This is a genomic window from Aquimarina litoralis, from assembly GCF_019295435.1.
Taxonomy (GTDB): Bacteria; Bacteroidota; Bacteroidia; order Flavobacteriales; family Flavobacteriaceae; genus Aquimarina; species Aquimarina litoralis_A.
The window spans coordinates 36,036-58,751 of sequence record NZ_WEKL01000017.1; the positions used below are offsets into that span (position 1 = coordinate 36,036).

The 22,716-nt window shown below is 34.7% G+C and carries 9 protein-coding genes; 4 read left to right on the forward strand and 5 right to left on the reverse strand.

The features are described 5' to 3' along the window. Positions 1 to 225: 225 nt before the first annotated feature. The 5 genes from GBO31_RS10955 to GBO31_RS10975 form a co-directional block, all read right to left on the reverse strand. The gene (locus GBO31_RS10955; RefSeq protein WP_219008383.1) at positions 226 to 612 is read right to left on the reverse strand and encodes an HU family DNA-binding protein; all 387 of its coding nucleotides are present in this window, start codon (positions 610 to 612) and stop codon (positions 226 to 228) included. A 463-nt stretch (positions 613 to 1,075) separates the two neighbouring features. Continuing rightward, the gene (locus GBO31_RS10960) at positions 1,076 to 1,942 is read right to left on the reverse strand and encodes a hypothetical protein (protein WP_219008384.1); all 867 of its coding nucleotides are present in this window, start codon (positions 1,940 to 1,942) and stop codon (positions 1,076 to 1,078) included. Positions 1,943 to 1,952: 10 nt separating this feature from the next. Then, on the reverse strand, positions 1,953 to 3,803 hold the full coding sequence (locus tag GBO31_RS10965) for a hypothetical protein (protein WP_219008385.1): 1,851 nt from the start codon (positions 3,801 to 3,803) through the stop codon (positions 1,953 to 1,955). Positions 3,804 to 4,077: 274 nt separating this feature from the next. Further along, a complete protein-coding gene (locus GBO31_RS10970; RefSeq protein ID WP_219008386.1) occupies positions 4,078 to 5,742 on the reverse strand; it encodes a 7TM diverse intracellular signaling domain-containing protein in 1,665 nt (554 codons plus the stop codon). Positions 5,743 to 5,788: 46 nt separating this feature from the next. Next, the gene (locus GBO31_RS10975; protein WP_219008387.1) at positions 5,789 to 7,447 is read right to left on the reverse strand and encodes a tetratricopeptide repeat protein; all 1,659 of its coding nucleotides are present in this window, start codon (positions 7,445 to 7,447) and stop codon (positions 5,789 to 5,791) included. Between the two features lie 542 nt (positions 7,448 to 7,989). On the opposite strand from GBO31_RS10975, the gene GBO31_RS10980 reads away from it, so the two are divergent. The 4 genes from GBO31_RS10980 to GBO31_RS10995 all read left to right on the forward strand — a co-directional run bounded on the left by GBO31_RS10980 (position 7,990) and on the right by GBO31_RS10995 (position 22,708). Further along, positions 7,990 to 15,867, forward strand: coding sequence for a hypothetical protein (locus GBO31_RS10980; protein ID WP_219008388.1), 7,878 nt, complete (start codon positions 7,990 to 7,992; stop codon positions 15,865 to 15,867). 197 nt (positions 15,868 to 16,064) lie between these two features. Next, on the forward strand, positions 16,065 to 16,952 hold the full coding sequence (locus GBO31_RS10985; RefSeq protein WP_219008389.1) for a T9SS type A sorting domain-containing protein: 888 nt from the start codon (positions 16,065 to 16,067) through the stop codon (positions 16,950 to 16,952). Positions 16,953 to 17,101: 149 nt separating this feature from the next. Next, the gene (locus GBO31_RS10990; protein WP_219008390.1) at positions 17,102 to 20,815 is read left to right on the forward strand and encodes an immunoglobulin-like domain-containing protein; all 3,714 of its coding nucleotides are present in this window, start codon (positions 17,102 to 17,104) and stop codon (positions 20,813 to 20,815) included. A gap of 669 nt (positions 20,816 to 21,484) precedes the next feature. Beyond that, on the forward strand, positions 21,485 to 22,708 hold the full coding sequence (locus GBO31_RS10995; RefSeq protein WP_219008391.1) for an efflux RND transporter periplasmic adaptor subunit: 1,224 nt from the start codon (positions 21,485 to 21,487) through the stop codon (positions 22,706 to 22,708). The last annotated feature ends 8 nt before the right edge of the window (positions 22,709 to 22,716 follow it).

Genomic DNA, 22,716 nt, shown 5'->3' on the forward strand with positions numbered 1-22,716 from the left:
TGATCATTTTTACCTGCTTTTTTTTGATAAAAAAACACATTCTAGAGCAGTAATTTTAGTCGTCTAGACGACTAAAAATGGTCTTCTTAGATGAAAAAAATCGGCATCTAAGGTCAAAAAAATTCTGTTCTTAGGTGAGTTTGGCCCTTTTTTGGGCAAAAAAATACTCCCTGGCGCCATAAGCGCCAAGGAGTACTTCGATTTTCATAGCCTTCAACTACATGCTTATTCACTTTTTTTCGTAAAACGAAGTGTCTTAAGCATGTTGTTCAATTCTATACTTGGGCGATAACGAATTTTAGTTCGTTTGATTAAAGATGGAGTTACCTCCTCTGGAGTATCAGCACCTTCACTGTTTACTCCAAGGCTAAAACTACCCAACTTACCCAAACGTACCGTACGTCCTTGGCTAAGTTCGCCCTGAATAGTTTTCACCAATCTAATAATTACAGCATATACATCTGCTTGTGTTACCGTAGAACCGTCACTGACCAATGTTGATAATTGATCGATGTCTGTGATTCCACTACTTACGACCAAAGCATAGTGCTTTGGGATAGCCGTCGAATCCCTTGGATCCCTTCTGGCTATCGGTTTAAAATTTACTGACATAAGAAGTATAATTTAAAAGTTTCTTATGGCCATATGAGGTCAAGCTTTGTTCCAAAACAGGGAAATATGAGTGCAAATGTGGGATAATTACCATTAAAAAACTGGTAGTCAACATCATAACACCAGTGTCAAAATGACAAACAAACCTGTGTTTTTGATGACAAAATGTCAATTTTTTAACTATTTTATTGAATATTATTTAGTTTTAATTCATTCTTAGTAAGAATAGTCTTTCCAACTTTTTATCAACCTTTTATAACTATACATTGGAAAAGCCAAGAAAGATTCCTAATTGAGGTATTTAGAAACCTTGACTTGGCTTAATAGGGTAACAATTAATTTCTTCTCTAACCTAAATGCACTGTTACCTTCAGTTGCAAAAAACAACTGAGCAAAAAAAATACGTTTTATATCATTATAGTTCTTAGAAATTGTGTCCTATACAGTTACTAATTTTGGAAAGTTAAAATTGGACTCCTTTACCAATATTTGTATTTAGAATACTATTGATATCTGAGTTCTGTACTTGACCATTCATATCGATATCGGCATTACTATAGCCAGAAATACCAAGTAATTGTATTACCGCATTCGTATCTGTATTTTGAATTTGTCCATTTTCATCAAAGTCTCCAGCAATCATCGCAAAAATTCCATTTCCCATATCTACTACCGAATTTGAGCCTCCAAATACAGAAGCTGTAGCATCACTAAGATCTATGGTAGTTGTTGTTGATGTGTTTAGAGCAACGGTATTCGCACTCATTACTGCTATATGATTTCTATGGTTTACTGCTATGTAATAACTATCTGAAGGCGACTCAAATGCTAAAGCTGATGTTCCATCAATACCCACTATATCTCCATCCGCTTGTACGAATGCAGATTGACTGGCAAGTACTATTGTTGGATCATTTTTATTACGTAAGCTTATCCAAACCCAATCGACAATTGCATTGTTTCCTGTGATATCAAAAACCGTTGCCTCACAGGTTACACTATCCGCATATGGACTAGTAGTGGAAAGTAAACCGTTACTTCGTAAACTATCATCCATGATAACAGTTCCTGAAGTTACCAAAGGTCCTTGCAGAAAAACAACAGGAGAAAGTTTCAATTGCAATATGATGACTTCTTGATGGAATCCTTGATTCAATGTTGTGGTTCCATTAGACACTGTTGTCACCATCAATTCTCCAATTGTAAAATCTAAGCTTGCATTGGCATTACTAAATGTTGTACCACTGGATCCAATTACAGTTCGCTCTATGGTTTGAGAACACAAAGAAATAGAAACAAGTAATGCTAAAATGAATATGTTTTTTTTCATAATTTTAGTATTATCGTCTTCCAACAATGTTCACTATCGTCATAGCGTCAGTTTCAGAATTATTATTTTCACTTTTAACCTTATATGTTACTTTTCCTTGACCAAGAGTAATGATTTGACCTATTCTAGTTCTTGACGTAGTTGAAAGACAAGTAATGGTTACGGCTGGTATGTCTGAAAAATGATTATTGTAGTTGATTGTATATGTTTCATCACTTAGAGAGGTTGTGATACCACTTGAACCTGTAACATTGCCATTAATAGAACCATCTGCAGCTATAATCAACGATATCATTTCTACATTATTTGATGCTCCAGCTGCCCTAAGATCATCACCGTCTTGGTCAATAATTACATTTCCATCTGTAGCGATGTTTTCGTCAACTTTCAATTCTCCATTTACCTCTAGATAATCATTGTCAAATTCTCCGTAAATAAGATTTCTAATATGTAATTGATTAGAAAATGATCCTCCCGCTCCTGCAGCAGTTCCAATTAGTACATTAGAATCCCCATTCAAATTATAACCAGCAAAGTAACCTAGTACAACATTACCGTCTCCTGATTGAGCACCCTCAGCAGCTTGATGTCCAATAACTACGTTTCTTCTTGTAAGATTTGAAAGGTTACTAGTATCATCATAAGACCCGAAAATTTGGTTTTCGGTTGGCGAAGTAAGTAGTCCTCCAAATTCTATATTTCCTGTTGAAGTTAAATTTCCAGAAGTGGTAATATTTCCTGTATTATCAATTTGTAATCCCTCGTCACCTCCATCATTAGATAACCAATTGTTATTTAACTTAATATTTCCACCTACTGCTAATTCTCCAGAAGAGGTTACATTTCCCGCATCATCAATTGCAATGCCTTCATCTCCTCCATCATTAGAAAACCATTTATTATTTAATCTTAAGTTTCCTCCAAAAACTACAACTCCATCATCTGCAATACGTATCCCTTCATCTCCTCCATCATTGGATAACCAGTTATTATTCAACAATAAATTATCTCCTAAAGTTATATTACCCGATGAAGTAACATTTCCGTCAGTATCAAATTGTAACCCTTCTTCTCCTCCATCATTGTTAATCCAATTGTCAGCTAATTTTATGTTACCTGTAAGCTCTATGGTGCCGTTATCTAATATTTTTATACCTTCATTGTCTCCATCGTTAGATATCCAATTATCATTTAATTGCAGGTTTCCTCCTATTGAAACTTTTCCGGATGCCGTTACATTTCCATTGGTATCAAATTGAATTCCCTTATTATCGGTACCATCTCCATTGATCCAATGGGTAGCTAGATTGATGTTACTTCCCAGAAATAGTTTGTTAGAAGTAGTTACTCTTCCTGCATCTCCTATTAACAAACCTTCATCATCGCCGTCATTAGAAATCCAGTTACCTCCAATTTTTAAATTCTCTGTTAAGGTATGATTTCCTAAATCATCACCATTCTCTACATATTTAGCTTGCAATGCATATGGAACACTTAAAAGTTGCGTGGTTCCCATACTTTTATAGCTAGATCCTCCTGCAGTATCTACACTAACTTCTAAAAAATAAGAACCTGAAGACCAATTAATAGTAGAAAAATCATCAGTAGTAGTTCCTTGTCCAACGATTAAGTCAAAAACTCCATAGGCATTGGTAGTAGGTGTATGGGTTTCTGTATACACCACAGTACCATCTGCGGTGGTTTGGTGTAATTTGAATTCCACTCCTATGGTAGTGCTCGCTACTATATTTCCAGCAGCATCTCTCACTACCGATTGGTAATTAAACCCTTGTGGTGTTTGTGAATATCCTAATATACTTATCAAAAGGATCCATAGTGTGCATCGTAATTGTATTCTCATTCTCAATTATTTTTTAATTTCTCACATTATTTTAGGCTTGCCGTCTTATCTTTTATTCATTTTCTTTTATTGAAGCAATTACCTTATTATAATAAATCCCTCTATGAGGGTTTCACGCCGCTAAATAACAATCGAAACTTTAGAAATTAAAAAAATTGGAGGGTGCAAATGAGGGTGCAACATCGGAAAACCCTTATTTTACAATGCTTTTCAGATGTTTTCAAGAAACTGTTCGCAGGGTTGCAATATGAAAAAAATGTGCTAAAATATACGTTTATAGGGATCGAATATACTCGTCTAAGGAATCGTTTTGAGATAGATTTAGCTTCTTTTTGAGTCTAAATCTACTCGATTTAACAGCATCCAAACTTGTATTTCTTAAGTTGGAAATTTCCTTTCTGGAAAGACCTATTTTTATAAAAGAACAAATTTCGATATCTGTTTTTGTAAGATTAGGAAATTGAGAGGTCAGTTTATTTATAAACTCCGTATGGTATTCAGCTAATTCCTTCTTCAGTAATAGTGCTCTTTCATCTTCTAATTTCGTACTACGTGCGTCAGCGAGTATATTTTTTAATGTCACGCCTCCTTCTTCTTTGTCTAATTTTTTAAGATTATCAGCAATCTCTATTTTAGAGCGTAACTGTTGCACGGTTTCCATCTGCAATTTTATGATCTCTTTTGACTTCACAGAAATATCCTGTTCTTTAGAAATTATTTCGGTTGCCAACTTCAATTTTTCACTCTGTAAAGTTCGGTAACGGTCTGCAACCGCTAACGACAATAAAATAGCTTCTAAAACTGAACCAATTACGTAGGCATTCACTGTTACTCCATTGATAGGAATAATCACCAAAAGTGTACAAACATACATCACGATGGTAATACAATAACTTGTCCAGGCTGCCACTAAATACTTTGCAAACTGATTTCCCGCCATATATACTCTAATACCAGAAAACAATGCAAGAAAACCAAAAATCATCAATCCCACAGCAACCAATTTGTTCGTAGTATAATACCCAAATATCTCAAATCGTATGATCTCATAAAAAAAGGCAATTACCTGAAACCAAATAATACCTTTCAATAATCTATGAGACAATTTATCGTATGTAGCAGTTTCTAAAAATTTAATACAGAATTGGGCAGTTACCACAGTACCAAAGGCAATAAAAAATGGAGCGCACCACTCTTGTATAAATAGGTTCTCATCCACTAAAAACTGCTTAAAAAAACCTCTTACTGAGATTTGAGTTAAAAGGCCTCCAATAACAGTACCTCCATACAGAAAATAAATAGAATCCTTCAATCCCCATCCTAAAATCAAGTTGTAAAAAACAATAGTTAGTAATATCCCTATTAAAAGACATACCAAAATAAGTTCATTACGCTCCATTCTTCTAAAATCTTCTTCCTCTAAAAGTTTCATGGAATAGGACCGACCATATTTACTTTTGGTTCTCAAATAAAAGGTCTGTTCTGAATTAGGTTCAAATTTCAAAGAAAAATATAAGGAGGCTCCATTAAAATCTTTGTCTTTGGTATACACCATATAGCCGGTATTTGAAACCACCCAACGATCATTCTTTTTATAATAAAGCTGTATAGAATCCTGCAGAGGCTTTTCGATTCGTAACATACGTTCTACAGGGGTATCGGAAGCATTATTGATCTTGAATCGGTGCCAAACAGATGCATTGCTAAAACCCAGATTCAAAATATCTTTAGTAGACAATTGATATGTTAATTTTTGTGCTTGCTCTATATTGTATTCAGGTGGTACATCTTCACTGTAATATAAATAGGTACCTAATAAATCATCCGAATCAATCGTTGTTACTTCTACGATGCGTTCAGGATTTTGATTTTCCTGACAGAAAACCGGGAAAATAACACCTATTATAAAAAGAGTATTTAGTAGAATTTTAGCAATCAAAGGGACTTTTCTTTTAAAAATACAAAATACTTCTATTAAAAAACAGCTATAAGGATTTTATGTAGTCATCAAGGGACTGATCTGCAGATAACTGAAGCTTCTTTTTAAGTCTAAAACGAGTAGATTTGATGGCATCCAAACTTGTATTTCTTAAGCTAGAAATTTCTTTTCGAGAAAGGCCAATCTTTATAAAAGAACAAACCTCAATATCAGTTTTGGTCAAATTGGGATGCAAACTTTTTAAACTTTTTAAGAATTCATAATTCAATGTTTCAATATTCTTTTTGAGCATCAATACTTTCGAATCTTCTAATTTGTCCGCTTTTAAATCTGCAATAATACCTTTGAGCGTAACATCTCCTTCTTCTTGCGAGAGTTTTGCTAAATTTTCGGCAAGCTTTTCCTTGGTATTTAGATGAATTACAGTTTCTGTAAGGAGTTGATTCACCTCTTCTTTCTTAGTCGTAACTTCAGAGTTTAGATCTACAATCTTTTGAGATAATTTCTCTTCTTTAATTTTATTTTTCTTCTTGATTCGTAGATACAGTTGATACCCCAAATATAGGATGAGGATACTGATCATCACCATGATGATAAAGCTCGCAAAATATAACTGCTTTTCTACTTTTTGTTTTTCTACTTGCAAGCTTATTTTTCTTTTCTCTTCTGCATATACAATGCTATCTTTAATTCTTTCTTTTTCAAAAGAATTTGCCATTTCAATCTCTTTAAACTTTTTAGCATTGTTTACAATGTCAACTTCTTTTTGAATCTTGTCATAGATTTGTAAATCATTAACCGCTAATTCATATTTACCCATGGCTTTGTAAATATTCCCTCTAGTTTTATACACCTCTGCAACACGCTTTTCTATATTCGTTTTCGTTGCATGATCAATAGCTTCATCCGCATGAAATAATGCTTTCTTATAGTTTTTTAATCCCAAATAAGATTTCGCAATATTTTCATTTGCCATTAAAACAGAAAGGTATTTGTTGATATTTTTGCTATGTTCTAAGTATTGTAGCTGTAAAGGAAGTGCTTCTTCATATCTTTTTTGGTCTAATAATAAAAGTGATTTATGCCAATTGACCAATTGCACAATATTTTCATCCCTAGAAATTTCAGCGTTGTAAATCCCCTTGTCAAAAGCGTAAAATGCCGAGTCCACCTGATTGATATCTGCATAACATTGTGCAATATTACCATAGTTAATACCTAATAATCGATAATTTTTATTTAAGGTATTTCTTTCAATTGCTTGTTTAAAACTTACAATCGCTTTTTCACACTCATCTTTATACTTGTACAACATCCCTATATTACCAAAGTTTACACCTAAGTATATCGTATCATTAGTTGCTAGAATAACTTTTTGGGCCGCTAAATAGTCTTTTAATGCACCCGAATAATCGAATGTTCTTCGTTTATATACACCAGATTGAATCAGTAGTGTCTTAAGATGTTTGGAATTATCGTAATTCTTTCGTTCAAAAATTTCTCTAACCTGTTGATGATATATGGGCAGTTGATCTAAGTTTCTAGCCTTTTGGTAGGTTCCCAAACTTAAAAGGTATTTTACTTTTAGAGAATCATTCGGTGCATTTTTAATTTTCTTCTCATAATCAACAACAACAGAATCTTTATCCTGAGGGAAAGCACCTAAAGAAAAAAATATCAAAAATGAACAAATGAGCTTTTCCATTTGCTAGAATAAATAGTTAAATACGTTCAAAAATAACCGAAATATCTAAACTAAAAAACCCCTACCTTAAGGTATTAAAATCTATTTCTAAATTTCCTCTCTAAACCGAATGAAATTCTTCATTAAAAAGGCAAATACTTCATGAAATACAAGTATTGACTCCATCATACTTAGCTATTTTTGACTAAAATTTGAATCATAATTCGCTTCCTAGGTTCTATTGAGAAACCTTTTTAATTAATTGAAATTCAATATTTTATGAGAATGCACCCTGATTTGCACCCTATCATTTTTTGGAATAGATATGGTTTCTCTCATAATTTTGGTAACAGAAATAAGAGCGCTTGCCTTATTTGTTTTTAATACGGGATAAACAAAAAAAATCTAAAACTAACGATATACTTTTTTCATCAAGAGTACTTGATGATGGTGTGCTACTAGTAAAAAATTGGCAACATTTTCAGAAGTGTATATAGTTGTTGTAAAAACAAATAAACCGCTTTGTAAAAAAACAAAAATAATAACCCCAAAATCTATATGGTATGAAGTTAAAATTATTCCTACTATTACTTTTTCTTACTACACTATGTACGAATGCACAAACAGATTGTTCATTAGACGAAACTAAACTTACAGGAATATTTACCACAGCAGAAGTTGGAGGAACAAAAATTAAGGCTAGTGATGCCACTTCCAATTACCGTTTTGGAGAACGTGTAGCTATTGATGGCAACATTGCGGCTGTAGCTTCGCGTAGTAATGCTGAAGCTGCAGGGAAAGTCTATATTTTCACCAATGATGGATCTGGAAATTGGACACAGCAAACCATAATAACTGCAAGTGATAGTTTTTCTGGAGATAATTTTGGTAGTGAGGTAGCATTAGAAGGAAACTATTTAGTAGTAGGAGCACGATCCCAATTAGATAAAAATGATGTAGATACAGGAGCAGCCTATTTATTCGAATATAATGGCGTAAGTACTTGGACTGAGGTAGCCCGCTTTGAGCCTAGTGATGGTGGTACAGACAATCGTTTTGGAACTTCAGTTGATATTGAAGGAGATTTGATCCTTGTCGGAGCTCGAAAGGGGTGTACAGGAGGATGTGCCTATTTATATGAAAATGATGGTACCGGAACATTTACRTACACAGAAACAAAACTAGAACCACAAGTACAGTCAGGATATGATGGCGCTCGATTTGGGGAAACAGTTGTGTTAAAAGACGGGCGTGCTTATGTTGGAGGGCCTTACGACTATTCTTCTGTAGGAAGATTTTCAGCGGGTTCTGTGCAAATTTGGGATCAGGCAAATGATGGTACTTGGTCCCGTACACATCGATTAAGAGGAACAGAAAGTTCAGAATCATTCGGTTGGGAAATGGATGTAGAAGGTGATTATTTAGCGATTGGTGCCATGAATTTTGAAGTGTCAAGTACGCCGGAAGCCGATCAAGGTAGGGTATACGTATATAAAGCGGATAGTAATGGTGATTATTTAGAAGCTAATCGGGTAATGATTCAAAATGATGATAAGGATAGTTTTACAGATCAGCGGTTTGGTAGTGCGGTAGCTTTAGAGGATGGGTTTCTATATGTGGGAACTTGGGGTTCAGGAAATGCGAATGGAGATTCGGTTTATATATTTAAAGATGATGGTACGAACAATTGGACGCAAATAACGAAGTTAACTACAGGTTCTGGTTGGGATGAATTTTCGAATAGAGCCGTGGCAGTTTCTTATCCTAACCTATTAATTGGACAAAATGAAGATGATAGCCCTTCTAATTCTGGAGCTGTACATTTTGTTCCGCTTGCTAGTACGGAGACTCCAGTAGCATCAGTTACTGATGTTTCAGAAGTGTTCATTGGCCAGAGCAACGGTTCCATAACTGTAAGTTTTGATGATGAAGCAACACGAACTCAGATTGCCTTTAGTGTGGATGGAGGCGTGACGTATCCGTATGTATTTAATGACGATGCGGGTACGGGTGTTATTACAAATCTTTCTCAAGGTTCTTTTTCACTTAAAGCGAAATTTGAAGGCGGTTCTTGCATTTTAGATTTGGGGACAGTTGATGTAAATCAAGCGCCTTATACATCAATTCCAGATGCCAATTTTGAGGCAAGATTAGAGGCTTTAGGATACGATGATATATCTGGTGATGGTCAAGTGCCCACTCCTTTAATTGAGGGAGTTACTGATTTACAATTGGCTGGTCAAGGTATTACAGATTTAACAGGTATCCAAGATTTTACGGTCTTAGAAGAGTTGAAAGCAAATGGAAATAATCTAACTGACGTAGATCTTTCTAGCAATATTGCTTTACGGCTATTTTGGGCAACGAGTGGTTCTAGTATAATTTCTATTGACGTAACGAACAACCCTTTATTAGAAGATTTAAGGCTACAACAACACTCAGGAACATCGATAGATATTTCTAATCTACCAGCACTGGACCGTTTTCAATGTACGGACTGTAGTCTAACAAGTTTAGATACCAGCGGAAATCCTTCCCTTAGTTGGTTAGATCTGGAAAACACTTCTGTTGCTTCACTTTACTTAGGTTTAAATACAAACCTGGAAATATTAGAAATAGACAATACCAGCTTGACGTCACTAGATTTATCAGATAACATTGGATTAACTCATCTGTACGCAGAAAATATAACAAACCTTATAGGTTTAAACATTCAAAATGGCGCAAATACTAATATTGTAAGATTTGAAACGGTTGGAACACCAGTATCCTGTGTTAAAGTAGATGATGCAGCCTACAGTACAACCAACTGGACAGGTGTAGAGCCTGTAACGACCTTTCAAGATTCAGGTTATTGTTTATATACACAAATACCTGATGCAAATTTTGAAGCTGAACTAGAGGCTTTAGGATATGATGACATCTCTAGTGATGGACAAGTACCCACTTCTCTAATAGAAATCGTTACTAGTTTAGATGTTAGTAACAAAAGTATTGCAGATTTAACTGGAATAGAAGATTTTAAAGCATTACAGATTTTGAAATGCCAATCTAATAATCTTACAGTCTTGAACATTTCTAACAATACAACATTAATTGAATTAACAGCTAACGCAAACAATATTAACAGTATTGATCTATCACAAAACATTGTATTAGAAACTTTAATTATTGGAGCGAATGACTTAACGTCAATTGACATTTCCAATAACAACTTACTCAAGCGATTAGATATTTTATACAATGATATTACTGTACTAGACACTAGTAATAATCCGGATTTAGTAACACTAAAAGCATACAATACAGATGTTGTGAGTTATGATTTTAGCAATAATCCACTTTTACAAAATGTACAGCTATACAATAATAGTTCACTTACTTCATTAGATGTTTCAAACTTAACACAGTTAGATCAATTACGATTAGACAATACAGGAATTACAGATTTAGATCTAAGTAATAATCCGAACTTAAGAATTATTAGAGTAAATCAATCCAATATAAACAAGTTAGATTTATCTAATCAAAGCAGTCTAATACATGTTTATGTGGATAATTCACCTATTAATTTTCTAAATGTCCAGAATGGAAATAATACAAACTTCACGCAGTTTCACGCTGATAATACACCTAATCTATACTGTGTAGTGGTAGATGATGCAGCTTATAGTACCACTAACTGGACGAATATCGACGGTACAATGAGTTTTAGTGACACTTATTGTAATTATACAGCCATTCCAGATGCCAATTTTGAAGCCGCATTATATACTTTAGGCTATGATGATATTGCTAATGACGGACAAGTACCAACTGCTTTAGTTGAACCAGTAACCACATTAGACGTTAGTAATCAAAATATTGCAGATCTAACGGGAATTGAAGACTTCGAAGCGCTTACAGATTTAAATCTGGATACCAATGTATTAACCAGCTTAGATCTTAGTAACAATACAAACCTTCAAACGCTGAATTTTGATAATAATAGTATTGCTAATTTAAACTTAGGTACAATTTCAAATTTGACGTCTATCGAAGGGCGTTACAACCAATTAACGACAATTGATGTAAGTCAAAATTCTGATCTAACATTTATAAATCTTAGAGACAATTTATTTACCACAGTAGATGTATCAAATAATCCATTGTTGGAAACCATCAACCTAAGAGGTTGTACTAACTTAACAAGTATAGATATCAGTGGTAACCCTAATGTTAAGTTTTTATATTTTCAAGATACAGCCTTGACTGGTTTAGATGTTTCGCAAAATCTATTATTAGAAGTTATCGTTATTGAACGCGTAAATTTCAACACTATTGATGTATCTAACCTATCTAATTTGAGGCAGTTAAGAATTGCTGATAATAGTTTTACACATCTTGACGTATCTAATAATCCAGCTTTAGTACGCTTAGAATGTGAAAATAATGATCTTACCTATTTAAATCTTAAAAATGGTAATAATATTAATATGCCAAATACAGATTTTATAGCCACAGGAAATCCTTCATTATCATGTATTATCGTTGACGATGCTACATGGAGTTCTGCTAACTGGACGAATATCGATGGTACTGCAAGTTTTAACAATACATTTTGTCGTTACACTGCTATTCCAGATGCTAATTTTGAAGCTGAGTTAGAAGCTTTAGGGTATGATGACATTTCGGGTGACAGGCAAGTTCCTACGCCTTTAATTGAAGTATTATCAAGCCTGGATGTAGATGGTAAGAATATTAATGATTTAACAGGTATTGAGGATTTTGTCGCTTTGACCTACCTAAACTGTAATGGGAATAATCTAACTACAATTGATATTACCAAAAATATACAACTAACATATTTCAATGCGGCTCAGAATAATATATCAACAGTAGATCTATCCAATAATACCTTACTAGAAACCCTATATCTGTTTTCTAATGATTTAAGTGCTATTGACCTATCAAATAATACTGCATTAAAACAGTTGTATATCCAAAGAAACACGAATCTACCAAACTTTGATATTAGCAATAATATCCTTTTGGAAGAAATCGATTGTTCTGAAACCAACATTACGACATTAAATACCAAAAACAATACGCTGTTAAGAAATCTGGAAGCTAATGACTCGCCGTTATCATCTTTAGATTTATCCACGAATACAGCGCTAGAATTGTTACGCCTGTTCACCACTAATATTACCGTATTGGACCTAACAAATAATATAAATCTTACGGAACTTCGTATAAATGATACAGGTATACAAAGCTTAGACTTAAGGAATCAAGTGGGGTTAACTACAATGAATGCCAAGGATGCAAACTTAAGTTACCTAAATATGCAGAATGGCAATAATACCAATGTTGCTTCATATCTATTTAATGTAACCAATAATCCTAATCTAAGCTGTGTTTTGGTTGACGATGCTGCTTGGAGTACCACGAACTGGACACTTATAGATGCTACAACAAGCTTTAGTGATACGTATTGCGATTACACATCAATTCCTGATTCAATTTTTGAAACTAGATTAGAAGCTTTAGGTTATGATGATATTTCCGGTGATGGGCAGGTGCCTACAGCTTTGATAGAGGTAGTAACAAGTTTAACTTTAAATGACCTAGGAATTAATGATGCTACTGGAATAGAAGACTTTGCTGCTCTGGTAACTTTAAATGCTAGAGGAAATAACTTTACTACTTTAGATGTGAGTCAAAACACCCTACTAGAGCATTTATATATTAATAGTAATAGTCTGTCTTCAATCGATGTATCTAAAAATGTTCTTTTAAGAAATTTAAATATTGGTTCTAATGCAATTACTTCTCTAGATCTTTCTAATAATCCAGACCTTAGAGATCTTTGGGTACAAGGAAATAAAGGATTAACTTCTTTAGATCTTAGTAAAAACCTTGAATTAAGAGAATTGTACACATACAGTTCTGGTGTATCCACTTTAAATTTGAGTATTCATACAGAACTTAGAATACTTTCTGCTTATAGAACTTCAATTGCTACAATTGACCTTTCTAATAATACTGAATTAAGATCACTACGCGTTGATGAAACGAATCTTTTATCATTAGATGTAACTAATAATACGAAACTTGAATCGCTACGTGTGAATGACACCGGTATTACTAGTTTAGATTTAAGTAATAACCCTGTATTCCAAGGTTTACATGCTCATGATGCTAGTTTAACATATTTAAATGTAAAAAATGGTAACAATATCAATATAGGAAATTTTAGAATAGAAAATAATCCAAATTTAAGCTGTGTTTTAGTAGATGATGTAGATTACAGTACTAACAATTGGACGGATGTAGATGATACAACTGATTTCAGTAGTACCTACTGTAGATATACTGCTATCCCAGATGCGAATTTCGAAGCTGAATTAGATGCTTTAGGTTTAGATGATATTTCTGGTGATGGACAAGTACCTACTAGATTGATTGAAGTTGCTGAGAACTTAACCATCATATCGAAATCTATCGCAGATATTACAGGGATTGAAGACTTCAAAGCTTTAAAGACATTAAACTGTGCGGGGAATACTTTTACCAGTCTTGATCTTTCAAACAATACAGAACTAACCTCTGTTATCACAAAATTCACTCCTATTACATCACTAAGCATTAGTAACTGTCCAAACTTAGATACTTTAGTCTGTTCATTTAATGATTTAACGACTTTAGATATTTCAAATAATATAACACTCTCCTATTTAGAATGCAATAATAACAACATAGCAAATTTAGATGTTACAACGAATATAGCATTACTTGATCTACGCTGTGGGGACAACAGTTTAACGACTTTAGATGTTTCAAATAACACTTTATTAACCTCCATCTGGTGTCAAAATAATAACATTACTGAATTAGATTTTACCAATCAAACAGGATTGGTTTCTATTACAGTAAACAATAATAGTTTGACCTCTTTGAACGTACAAAATGGAAATAATACCAATGTAACCAATTTTATTGCAACAGGAAATACTAACTTAACATGTATCTATGTTGATGATGCTACTTATAGCTCCACTAATTGGTTAGGTATCGATAACACCGCTCGCTTTACGGATAGTTACTGTCGTTATACTGCTATTCCAGATGCTAATTTTGAAGCCGCTTTAGAAGGTTTTGGTTATGATGATATATCTAATGATGGTCAAGTACCAACAACATTAATTGAAAATATTACAACTTTAAATGTAACTAATTTATCTATTGCAGATTTTACAGGAATTGAAGATTTTGTAGGACTTACTTCTTTAGATGCAGGAAATAATAGTGCTACGAGCATAGATGTTACTAACTTGACCTTACTTGAGTATTTAAGATTAGATGCTATGTCGTTAACGTCAATAGATCTTTCTAAAAATATAGCATTAGTTGATCTACGCCTTTCGTATAATGCAGGAATATCGACTCTTGATTTATCAAATAATACATTACTTGAAACAGCACATATCGGTAATAATAGTCTTACTGCTATCGACCTTAGCAAGAACGTTTTATTATATGAGTTAAGAATGGCAGGGAATGACCTAACTACTCTTGATTTATCTAGTAATACAGCATTAAAAGAGTTGAATTTATCAGGCAATAAACTCACCTCTTTAAATCTTAAGAGTGGTAACAACACTACTATTGAAAATATTCACCTTAGAGGTAATTCATTAAGTTGTGTACTGGTTGATGATGCTTCATATAGTACTATTTGGTGGTTTGATAGGGACAACGAAACTAGTTTTAGTGATACTCACTGTGGAGATATACAAGTAGCAATAAAGGTATACTTACAAGGTGCATCTATAAACCCTAATACAGGAGAGGAAAGCATGATGCGTGATGATTTACGTATTAGTACAATGCTTCCTGCAACAAGCCCATACGGTGATAATGCCACCATTTCAGACGCTGTAAAATTAGATGATGCTGGATCAGACGCTATGGTGGATTGGGTTTGGATAGAATTAAGAGATGCTAATGATGTAAGTATCATTGTTGCTCAACAGTCAGGGATTCTACAACGTGATGGTGATATTGTAGCAACAACCGATGATCGAAGTACTCCACTATCTTTTGGTGTTAGTCCTGGTAATTACTACATAGTGGTGAAACATAGAAATCATTTAAGTATTATGTCCTCCTCTGTTATCAATTTATCAAGTACTCCAGCAACTGTCGATTTCACTTCGAGTACTGCTATCGCAGGAGGAGCAAACGCTGTTGTTGATATGAGTAATGGGATTGTTGCTATGATTTCTGGAGATTTTGACGAAAATGGCCAGATCCAGAATTCTGATATCAATTCGGTGATTCAATTATTGGGAGGTTCTGGCTACCACAATGCTGATATAGATATGAACGGTCAGATCCAAAATATTGATATTAATAACTTAATGAATCCTAATGTTGGAAAAGGTGAACAGTTTTAACCATACACTAAATGCACAACTTTTATAGTACACATATTGACAAAACAACCTGTAAAACAAGGAAATATAACCTTGCACCCCAATATGCACCCCTTGTTTTATTGGTTTGTCAAACCATCATATGTACTATTGCATTGAAGTTTATATGAACATAAAAAGCATATACATACTTTATAAACCCCTTAATAGATAAACCTATGAAATTAACGAATAACACATATACAAAACAGATCACATTCATACTATCTGTTTTCACCATCTTTATCGTTGGTGCTCAAGATATTCACTTTACTTTTGACAATGCTCAAAACACAATTGATAATGGTGAATATTATTATGAAGCTGATATCATGATCGAAAGCTCTGAAGCTTTCAAATTAGGATCTGGACAAATTTATCTAACCTACAATTCTGAAGCTTTTGGGACTAATATTTCTAAAAATAATCGAATCGCATATACATACGAACCTGGTTATATCCTAGGTGAAAATTATGTACTTCCAGCATATAGAGGTTTTGTTCAAAACGATAACACAGATAATCGTATATCGTTTACCTTTCAACAAGGAGTTAGTGCTGAATCCATTACCAAAGAAAATGTCACCACTACTGCTAAACCTCTATTACATGTAAAGTTAAAATATATAGACGTTACCAAAGATCCAATGGTTGCTTATGAACCAGGATTAGTATATCAGGATCAGTTCTTTACTGCTTGCGGAAGTATGCTTAAGACAGGTGCCAAGGCAGGATTTCCTGATTGTGCTAACCTACCTGGTGTCCAATTGGTAAATGATACGTATGATTCTAGTGGTGCTTCCTTGCAAACCTTAAGTATAGAAGAGCAAGATATTGCAGTAGTTAGTTTGTATCCTAATCCAGCTCAACAATATTTCTTAATACAGGGACTGGGCAATATTGAAACTGATATTCATATTACAGATATCAATGGCAAATTGGTACAAATACTACCTAGTCATTCACTAGAGAACACCATTAATATTTCACAACTACAAACTGGTGTATACTTTGTAAAAATAGACACTCAAAACTCCCAGAAAAGTTACAAGTTGATCAAAGAATAACTAAGAGATAACGCAGGCAATATAGTATCCTTTTATTAGCTGTAGTACTCCGCTTTACCATTTCCCCATAGCGCAGCTAATAGGGATCTGTTTGCCCAAATTTTAAGCAATTTTCAAAATAGCTAGAACACATTAAACCCAAAAAAACGATGAAAAAAATTACCTTTTTGATTATATGTTCCCTCCTTACTGCCGTGGTTGGTGCGCAGGACATAACGTTTACGTTTCAAAATGCCAGGAACACCAATGATGGAACAGATGATTTTTATGAAGCTGATGTTTATATTGAATCTTCTACTGATTTTAAGCTAGGATCTGGACAAATTTATTTCACCTATAACACCACTGCTTTTGGTGAAAACATAGATGGTAGTGGAAATTTTGAATACTTGCAACCGGATGGCGCTATCTTAGCAGAAACCTATAGTGGTTTCCCTGCTTACTCGTCTTTTATCGCTAATGACAATACAAATTCTAGAGTGTCTACTTCCTTTCAACAAGGACTAAGTAGTGGTACCATTACTGCAAACAATGTTACCAGTACTGCTAAACATTTATTCAGCATAAAAATTAAGTATGAAGATATCAATGAAGAGCCAACAGTTGCCTTCGAAACTGGTGCTGTATTTTTAGATCAGTTCTTTACCGCTTGTGGGCCTGCAACTTTTGGTTTACCTGATTGCACGAACAATCCAGGTGTACAAATTACCAATGACACCTTCGATTCTTCTGGATCTACTCCTGATACTACCGCACCGGTAATTTCTTTAACTGGAGATGCGGCAGTGACTGTTGAAGCAGCAACTACCTATTCTGATGCAGGTGCTACTGCATTAGATGATAGAGATGGAGATATTACAGCAGCTATTATTACGGTAAACCCGGTAGACACTTCTATTCCTGGAGTATACACTGTTAGCTATAATATAAATGATGATGCTGGTAATGCTGCAGCAGAAGTTACTAGAGAAGTTACTGTTTCAGATACAACTGTTCCTGTAATTAGTTTAACAGGAGATGCGGCAGTGACTGTTGAAGCTGGAAGCACCTATACTGATGCTGGAGCTACAGCAAGCGATTCTTTGGATGGAGACATCACTGCAGACATTGTAACGATAAATCCAGTGAATACTGCTGTATCAGGAATATACACAGTAACCTATAATGTAAGCGATGCAGCTGGAAATGATGCAATACAAATAACCAGAGAAGTAACCGTTTCTGATACTACAATACCTGTTATTACATTAACTGGAGATGCAGCTGTGACTGTAGAAGCTGGAACTACCTATTCCGATGCAGGAGCAACAGCAAGTGATTCTTTTGATGGAAATATCACTGCAGACATTGTAACGATAAATCCAGTGAATACTGCTATGCCAGGAGTGTATACAGTAACTTATAACGTAAGCGATGCAGCTGGAAATGATGCTGTAGAAGTAACCAGAGAAGTAACCGTTTCCGATACAACGATACCAGTGATTAGTTTAACTGGAGATGCAGCTGTGACTGTAGAAGCTGGAACTACCTATTCCGATGCTGGTGCAACTGCTTCTGATTCTTTTGATGGGAATATCACGGCAGATATTGTTACCGTAAATCCAGTGAATACTGCTGTACCAGGAGTGTATACTGTAACCTATAACGTAAGCGATGCAGCTGGAAATAATGCAGTACAAGTAACCAGAGAAGTAACAGTTTCCGATACAACGATACCGGTGATTAGTTTAACAGGAGATGCAGCTATGACTGTGGAAGCTGGAACTACCTATTCCGATGCTGGTGCAACTGCTTCTGATTCTTTTGATGGTGATATCACGGCAGACATTGTAACTGTAAATCCAGTGAATACAAATGTTCCAGGAGTGTATACTGTAACCTATAACGTAAGTGACGCAGCTGGAAATGATGCAGTTGAAGTTACTAGAGAAGTTACTGTTTCAGATACAACGATACCAGTAATCAGTTTAACTGGAGATGCAGCTGTGACTGTAGAAGCTGGAACTACGTATAGCGATGCTGGAGCTACAGCAAGTGATTCTTTAGATGGTGATATCACAGCAGCTATTGTTACTGTAAATCCAGTGAATACAGCTGTAGCAGGAGTGTATACTATTACCTATAATGTAAGTGATGTAGCAGGAAATAATGCTGTACAGGTAACAAGAGAAGTTACAGTTGTAGATACAACCATACCAGTTATTACTCGATTAGGATCAGCAACCGTAACCGTGGAGATAGGAACAACTTACACTGACGCAGGAGCAACAGCATTTGACTCTTTAGATGGAGATATTACAGGAGATATTGTTACTGTAAACCCAGTAAACACTTCCGTATTAGGAGTGTATACAGTTACCTATAATGTAAGTGATGGGGCAGGTAATGATGCAGTGCAAGTAACCAGAGAAGTAACCGTAGTAAATACGTCTGTACCTGTAATAACACTATCAGGTGATGCTACAGTAACTGTAGAAGCTGGAACTACGTATACAGATGCAGGAGCGACAGCATCCGACTCTGTAGATGGAGATATTACTGCAGCTGTCGTTACAGTAAACCCAGTAAATACTGCTATTCCAGGAATATATACTGTGACCTACAATGTAACGAATTCTGCTGGAAATGCAGCCACAGAAGTAACTAGAGAAGTAACCGTTTCAGATACAACTATCCCAGTGATTAGTTTAACAGGAGATGCGGCTATGACTGTAGAAGCTGGAACTACCTATAGCGATGCTGGAGCAATGGCAAGTGACTCATTAGATGGTGATATTACTGCTGATATTGTAATTGTAAATCCTGTAAATACTAGCATACCAGGAGTGTATACAATTACCTACAATGTTAGTGATGCCGCAGGGAATGCAGCTATAGAAGTAACTAGAGAAGTTACTGTAGCAGATACTACCATACCTCTAATTAGTTTAATTGGCAGTACAACAGTTACCATAGAAGCTGGAAGAACTTACAACGATGCCGGAGCCACGGCAAGTGACTCTTTTGACGGAGATATTACAGCAGATATTATTACTGTAAATCCAGTCGATACTTCCGTACCAGGAGTGTATACAGTAAGCTACAATGTAAGTGATGCTGCTGGAAATGCTGCGGTAGAAGTAACTAGAGAAGTAACCGTGATAAATGCAACATTACCTGTAATTACATTAGTAGGAGATGCTACAGTAACTGTAGAAGCAGGAACTACGTATACGGATGCGGGAGCAACAGCCAATGACGCCACAGATGGAGACATCACAGCGGCTATTGTTACTGTAAATCCAGTAGACACTACTATTCCTGGGGTTTATACCATTACGTATAATGTGACAAATTCTGCAGGAAATGCTGCAACYGAAATCATTAGACAAGTTACTGTTGCAGATACTACCCTACCTATAATTACCTTGATCGGAGATAATCCAATAGAAATAGCACAAGGAGAAGTTTATATAGATGCAGGTGCAACAGCCTTCGATTCTTTAGATGGCGATATTACAGCTGATATTGTTGTAGTAAACCCTGTAGACACTTCTATAGAAGGAACCTATACGATAACCTATAATGTGATGGATGCAGCAGGAAATGCAGCGGCAGAAGTAACCAGAACCGTAAATGTATCCGCTCTTCTTAATGTTGAAGAGAATGAAATTGAAAGCTTAGAAATATATCCAAATCCAACCTCAGATAAGTTGTTCATTTCTAGAGAAGTTGAAAAAGTAATTATCTATGCTATAACAGGGCAAAAAATACTAGAGACTAATAACAATAGTATTGATATGTCTTCCTATAGATCAGGAGTTTACTTGGTACATATTTTTACAAGTAAGGGAAATACGGTAAAACGAGTTATGAAAAGGTAATCCAAAGCACAATCGCTTGTAGCTATTACCTATGAAAAAGAGATGTAGTAATCACTCAATAAGTATGGAAAACCAAAAAAATAAAAATTCTCAGCAGATAAAAGCTGGTTTAACGATATAAAGATGAACATAAAAAAGATCATAACTGATAGGCTAACTATAACCCTACTGGTATTTTACGGATTGATGTTGTACATCATACTACGATTATCTTTTGCTTGATTTGATAATCAAAAAAATTGCTAATTCTTATATAGAGAATTAAGGGGCTTTATATAAATTCAAATTGGCAATTCATGACGATAACTGCCTGAAATTAATTTCAGGCAGTTTTTTTATATACAACTGGTACGAACCATTGATTAGCATTGAATCTTCCAGTAAAAACTTATAGAACATAATTGCAAATCCAGACCGATCACAGGTGAAAATCCTTTTGCAATCCCCATATAGAAGAAATCACATCTTTCAGACTGATTCTTTATTTTATATGGGTATGAAATGCTCTATATTTTATTATTCAACTTCCATCACAATCCTTTATTTATGTCAAAAAACACTTAAATATTAAATTTTGGTCATTTACCCTTTGTTTTTGGTTAACAGATAGGCCCATACCATAAATACATTTGTACTATCAAATTTTAATAACACGAAAACAAGAATAAAATGAAAACAATAAATCTAAAAACAAAAAGAAGTATCAAACAAATGAGCATATTCGCCGGATTGGTACTTATGGTATTGACTGTTGTAGCTTTTACCAGCAAAAAGAACTCAAATGAAGATCCTATTGCTACCATACAGGCAATGCCTGTAGAAGTAGCAGTACCGGTATTTGAAAAAATTACAGAATGGGACGAATATACGGGCCGTTTTGAAGCGAGTAATCGTGTAGAAGTAAGAGCACGAGTAAGTGGTTATATTCAGAACGTAAGTTTTAAAGACGGACAATCAGTTAACAAAGGAGATGTTTTATTTACTATAGATCAAAGACCTTTTAAAATTGCCTTAAGTCAAGCCAGAGCAAGTTATGGTCAGGCAAAAGCAAGATTAACTATTGCAAAAGACAACTTTGATCGTGTACAATCACTAAGAGAATCAGGAGCTGTATCTCTAGAAGAATATGATAGTAGAAAACAAGCATTAGCCGGAGCAAAAGCATCCTTACAATTAGCACAAGCTTCTGTTGATAACGCTACATTAAATCTAGAATTTACGAAAGTAAAAGCTCCAATTTCTGGACGTGTTAGTAGAGATATGGTAAATCAAGGAAACTTAATTGATGGTGGTTCTTCAAACTCAACATTATTGACAACTATAGTAGCTACAAGCCCTATACACTTTTATTTTAAAGGAAGTGAATCAGACTATTTAAAATACTCTCGATTAGCACAAAATGGTCAAAGAGCATCTTCACGTTCAACTGCAAATCCAGTATTTCTAAAACTGCAGGATGAAGATACATACTCCCATAAAGCGGTTATGGACTTTGTGGATAACGAAATCGATAGAAGCACAGGTACTATCGAAGGGAGAGCAACTTTAGAAAACAAAGATGGACTTATTGAACCAGGAATGTTTGGTAAAGCCCGATTATTAGGAAGTGCAGCACACGAAGCAATTATGATTCCAGAAGAGATTATAGGCACTAACCAATCTGTAAGATTTGTATATATCCTTGGCCAAGATAACACAGTTACTACTAAAAATGTAGAACTTGGTCCATTACACACCAATGGTCTACGAATCATTAGAAAAGGGTTAACACCAGAAGATAAACTTATTACTAATAATATTCAAAAGATCAGACCTGGCGTTGCTGTAACTCCTATCGAAACTTCATTAATTACCAACAATAAAGACATGTTCGCTTTTACAGAAGAAGAATAAACACAACC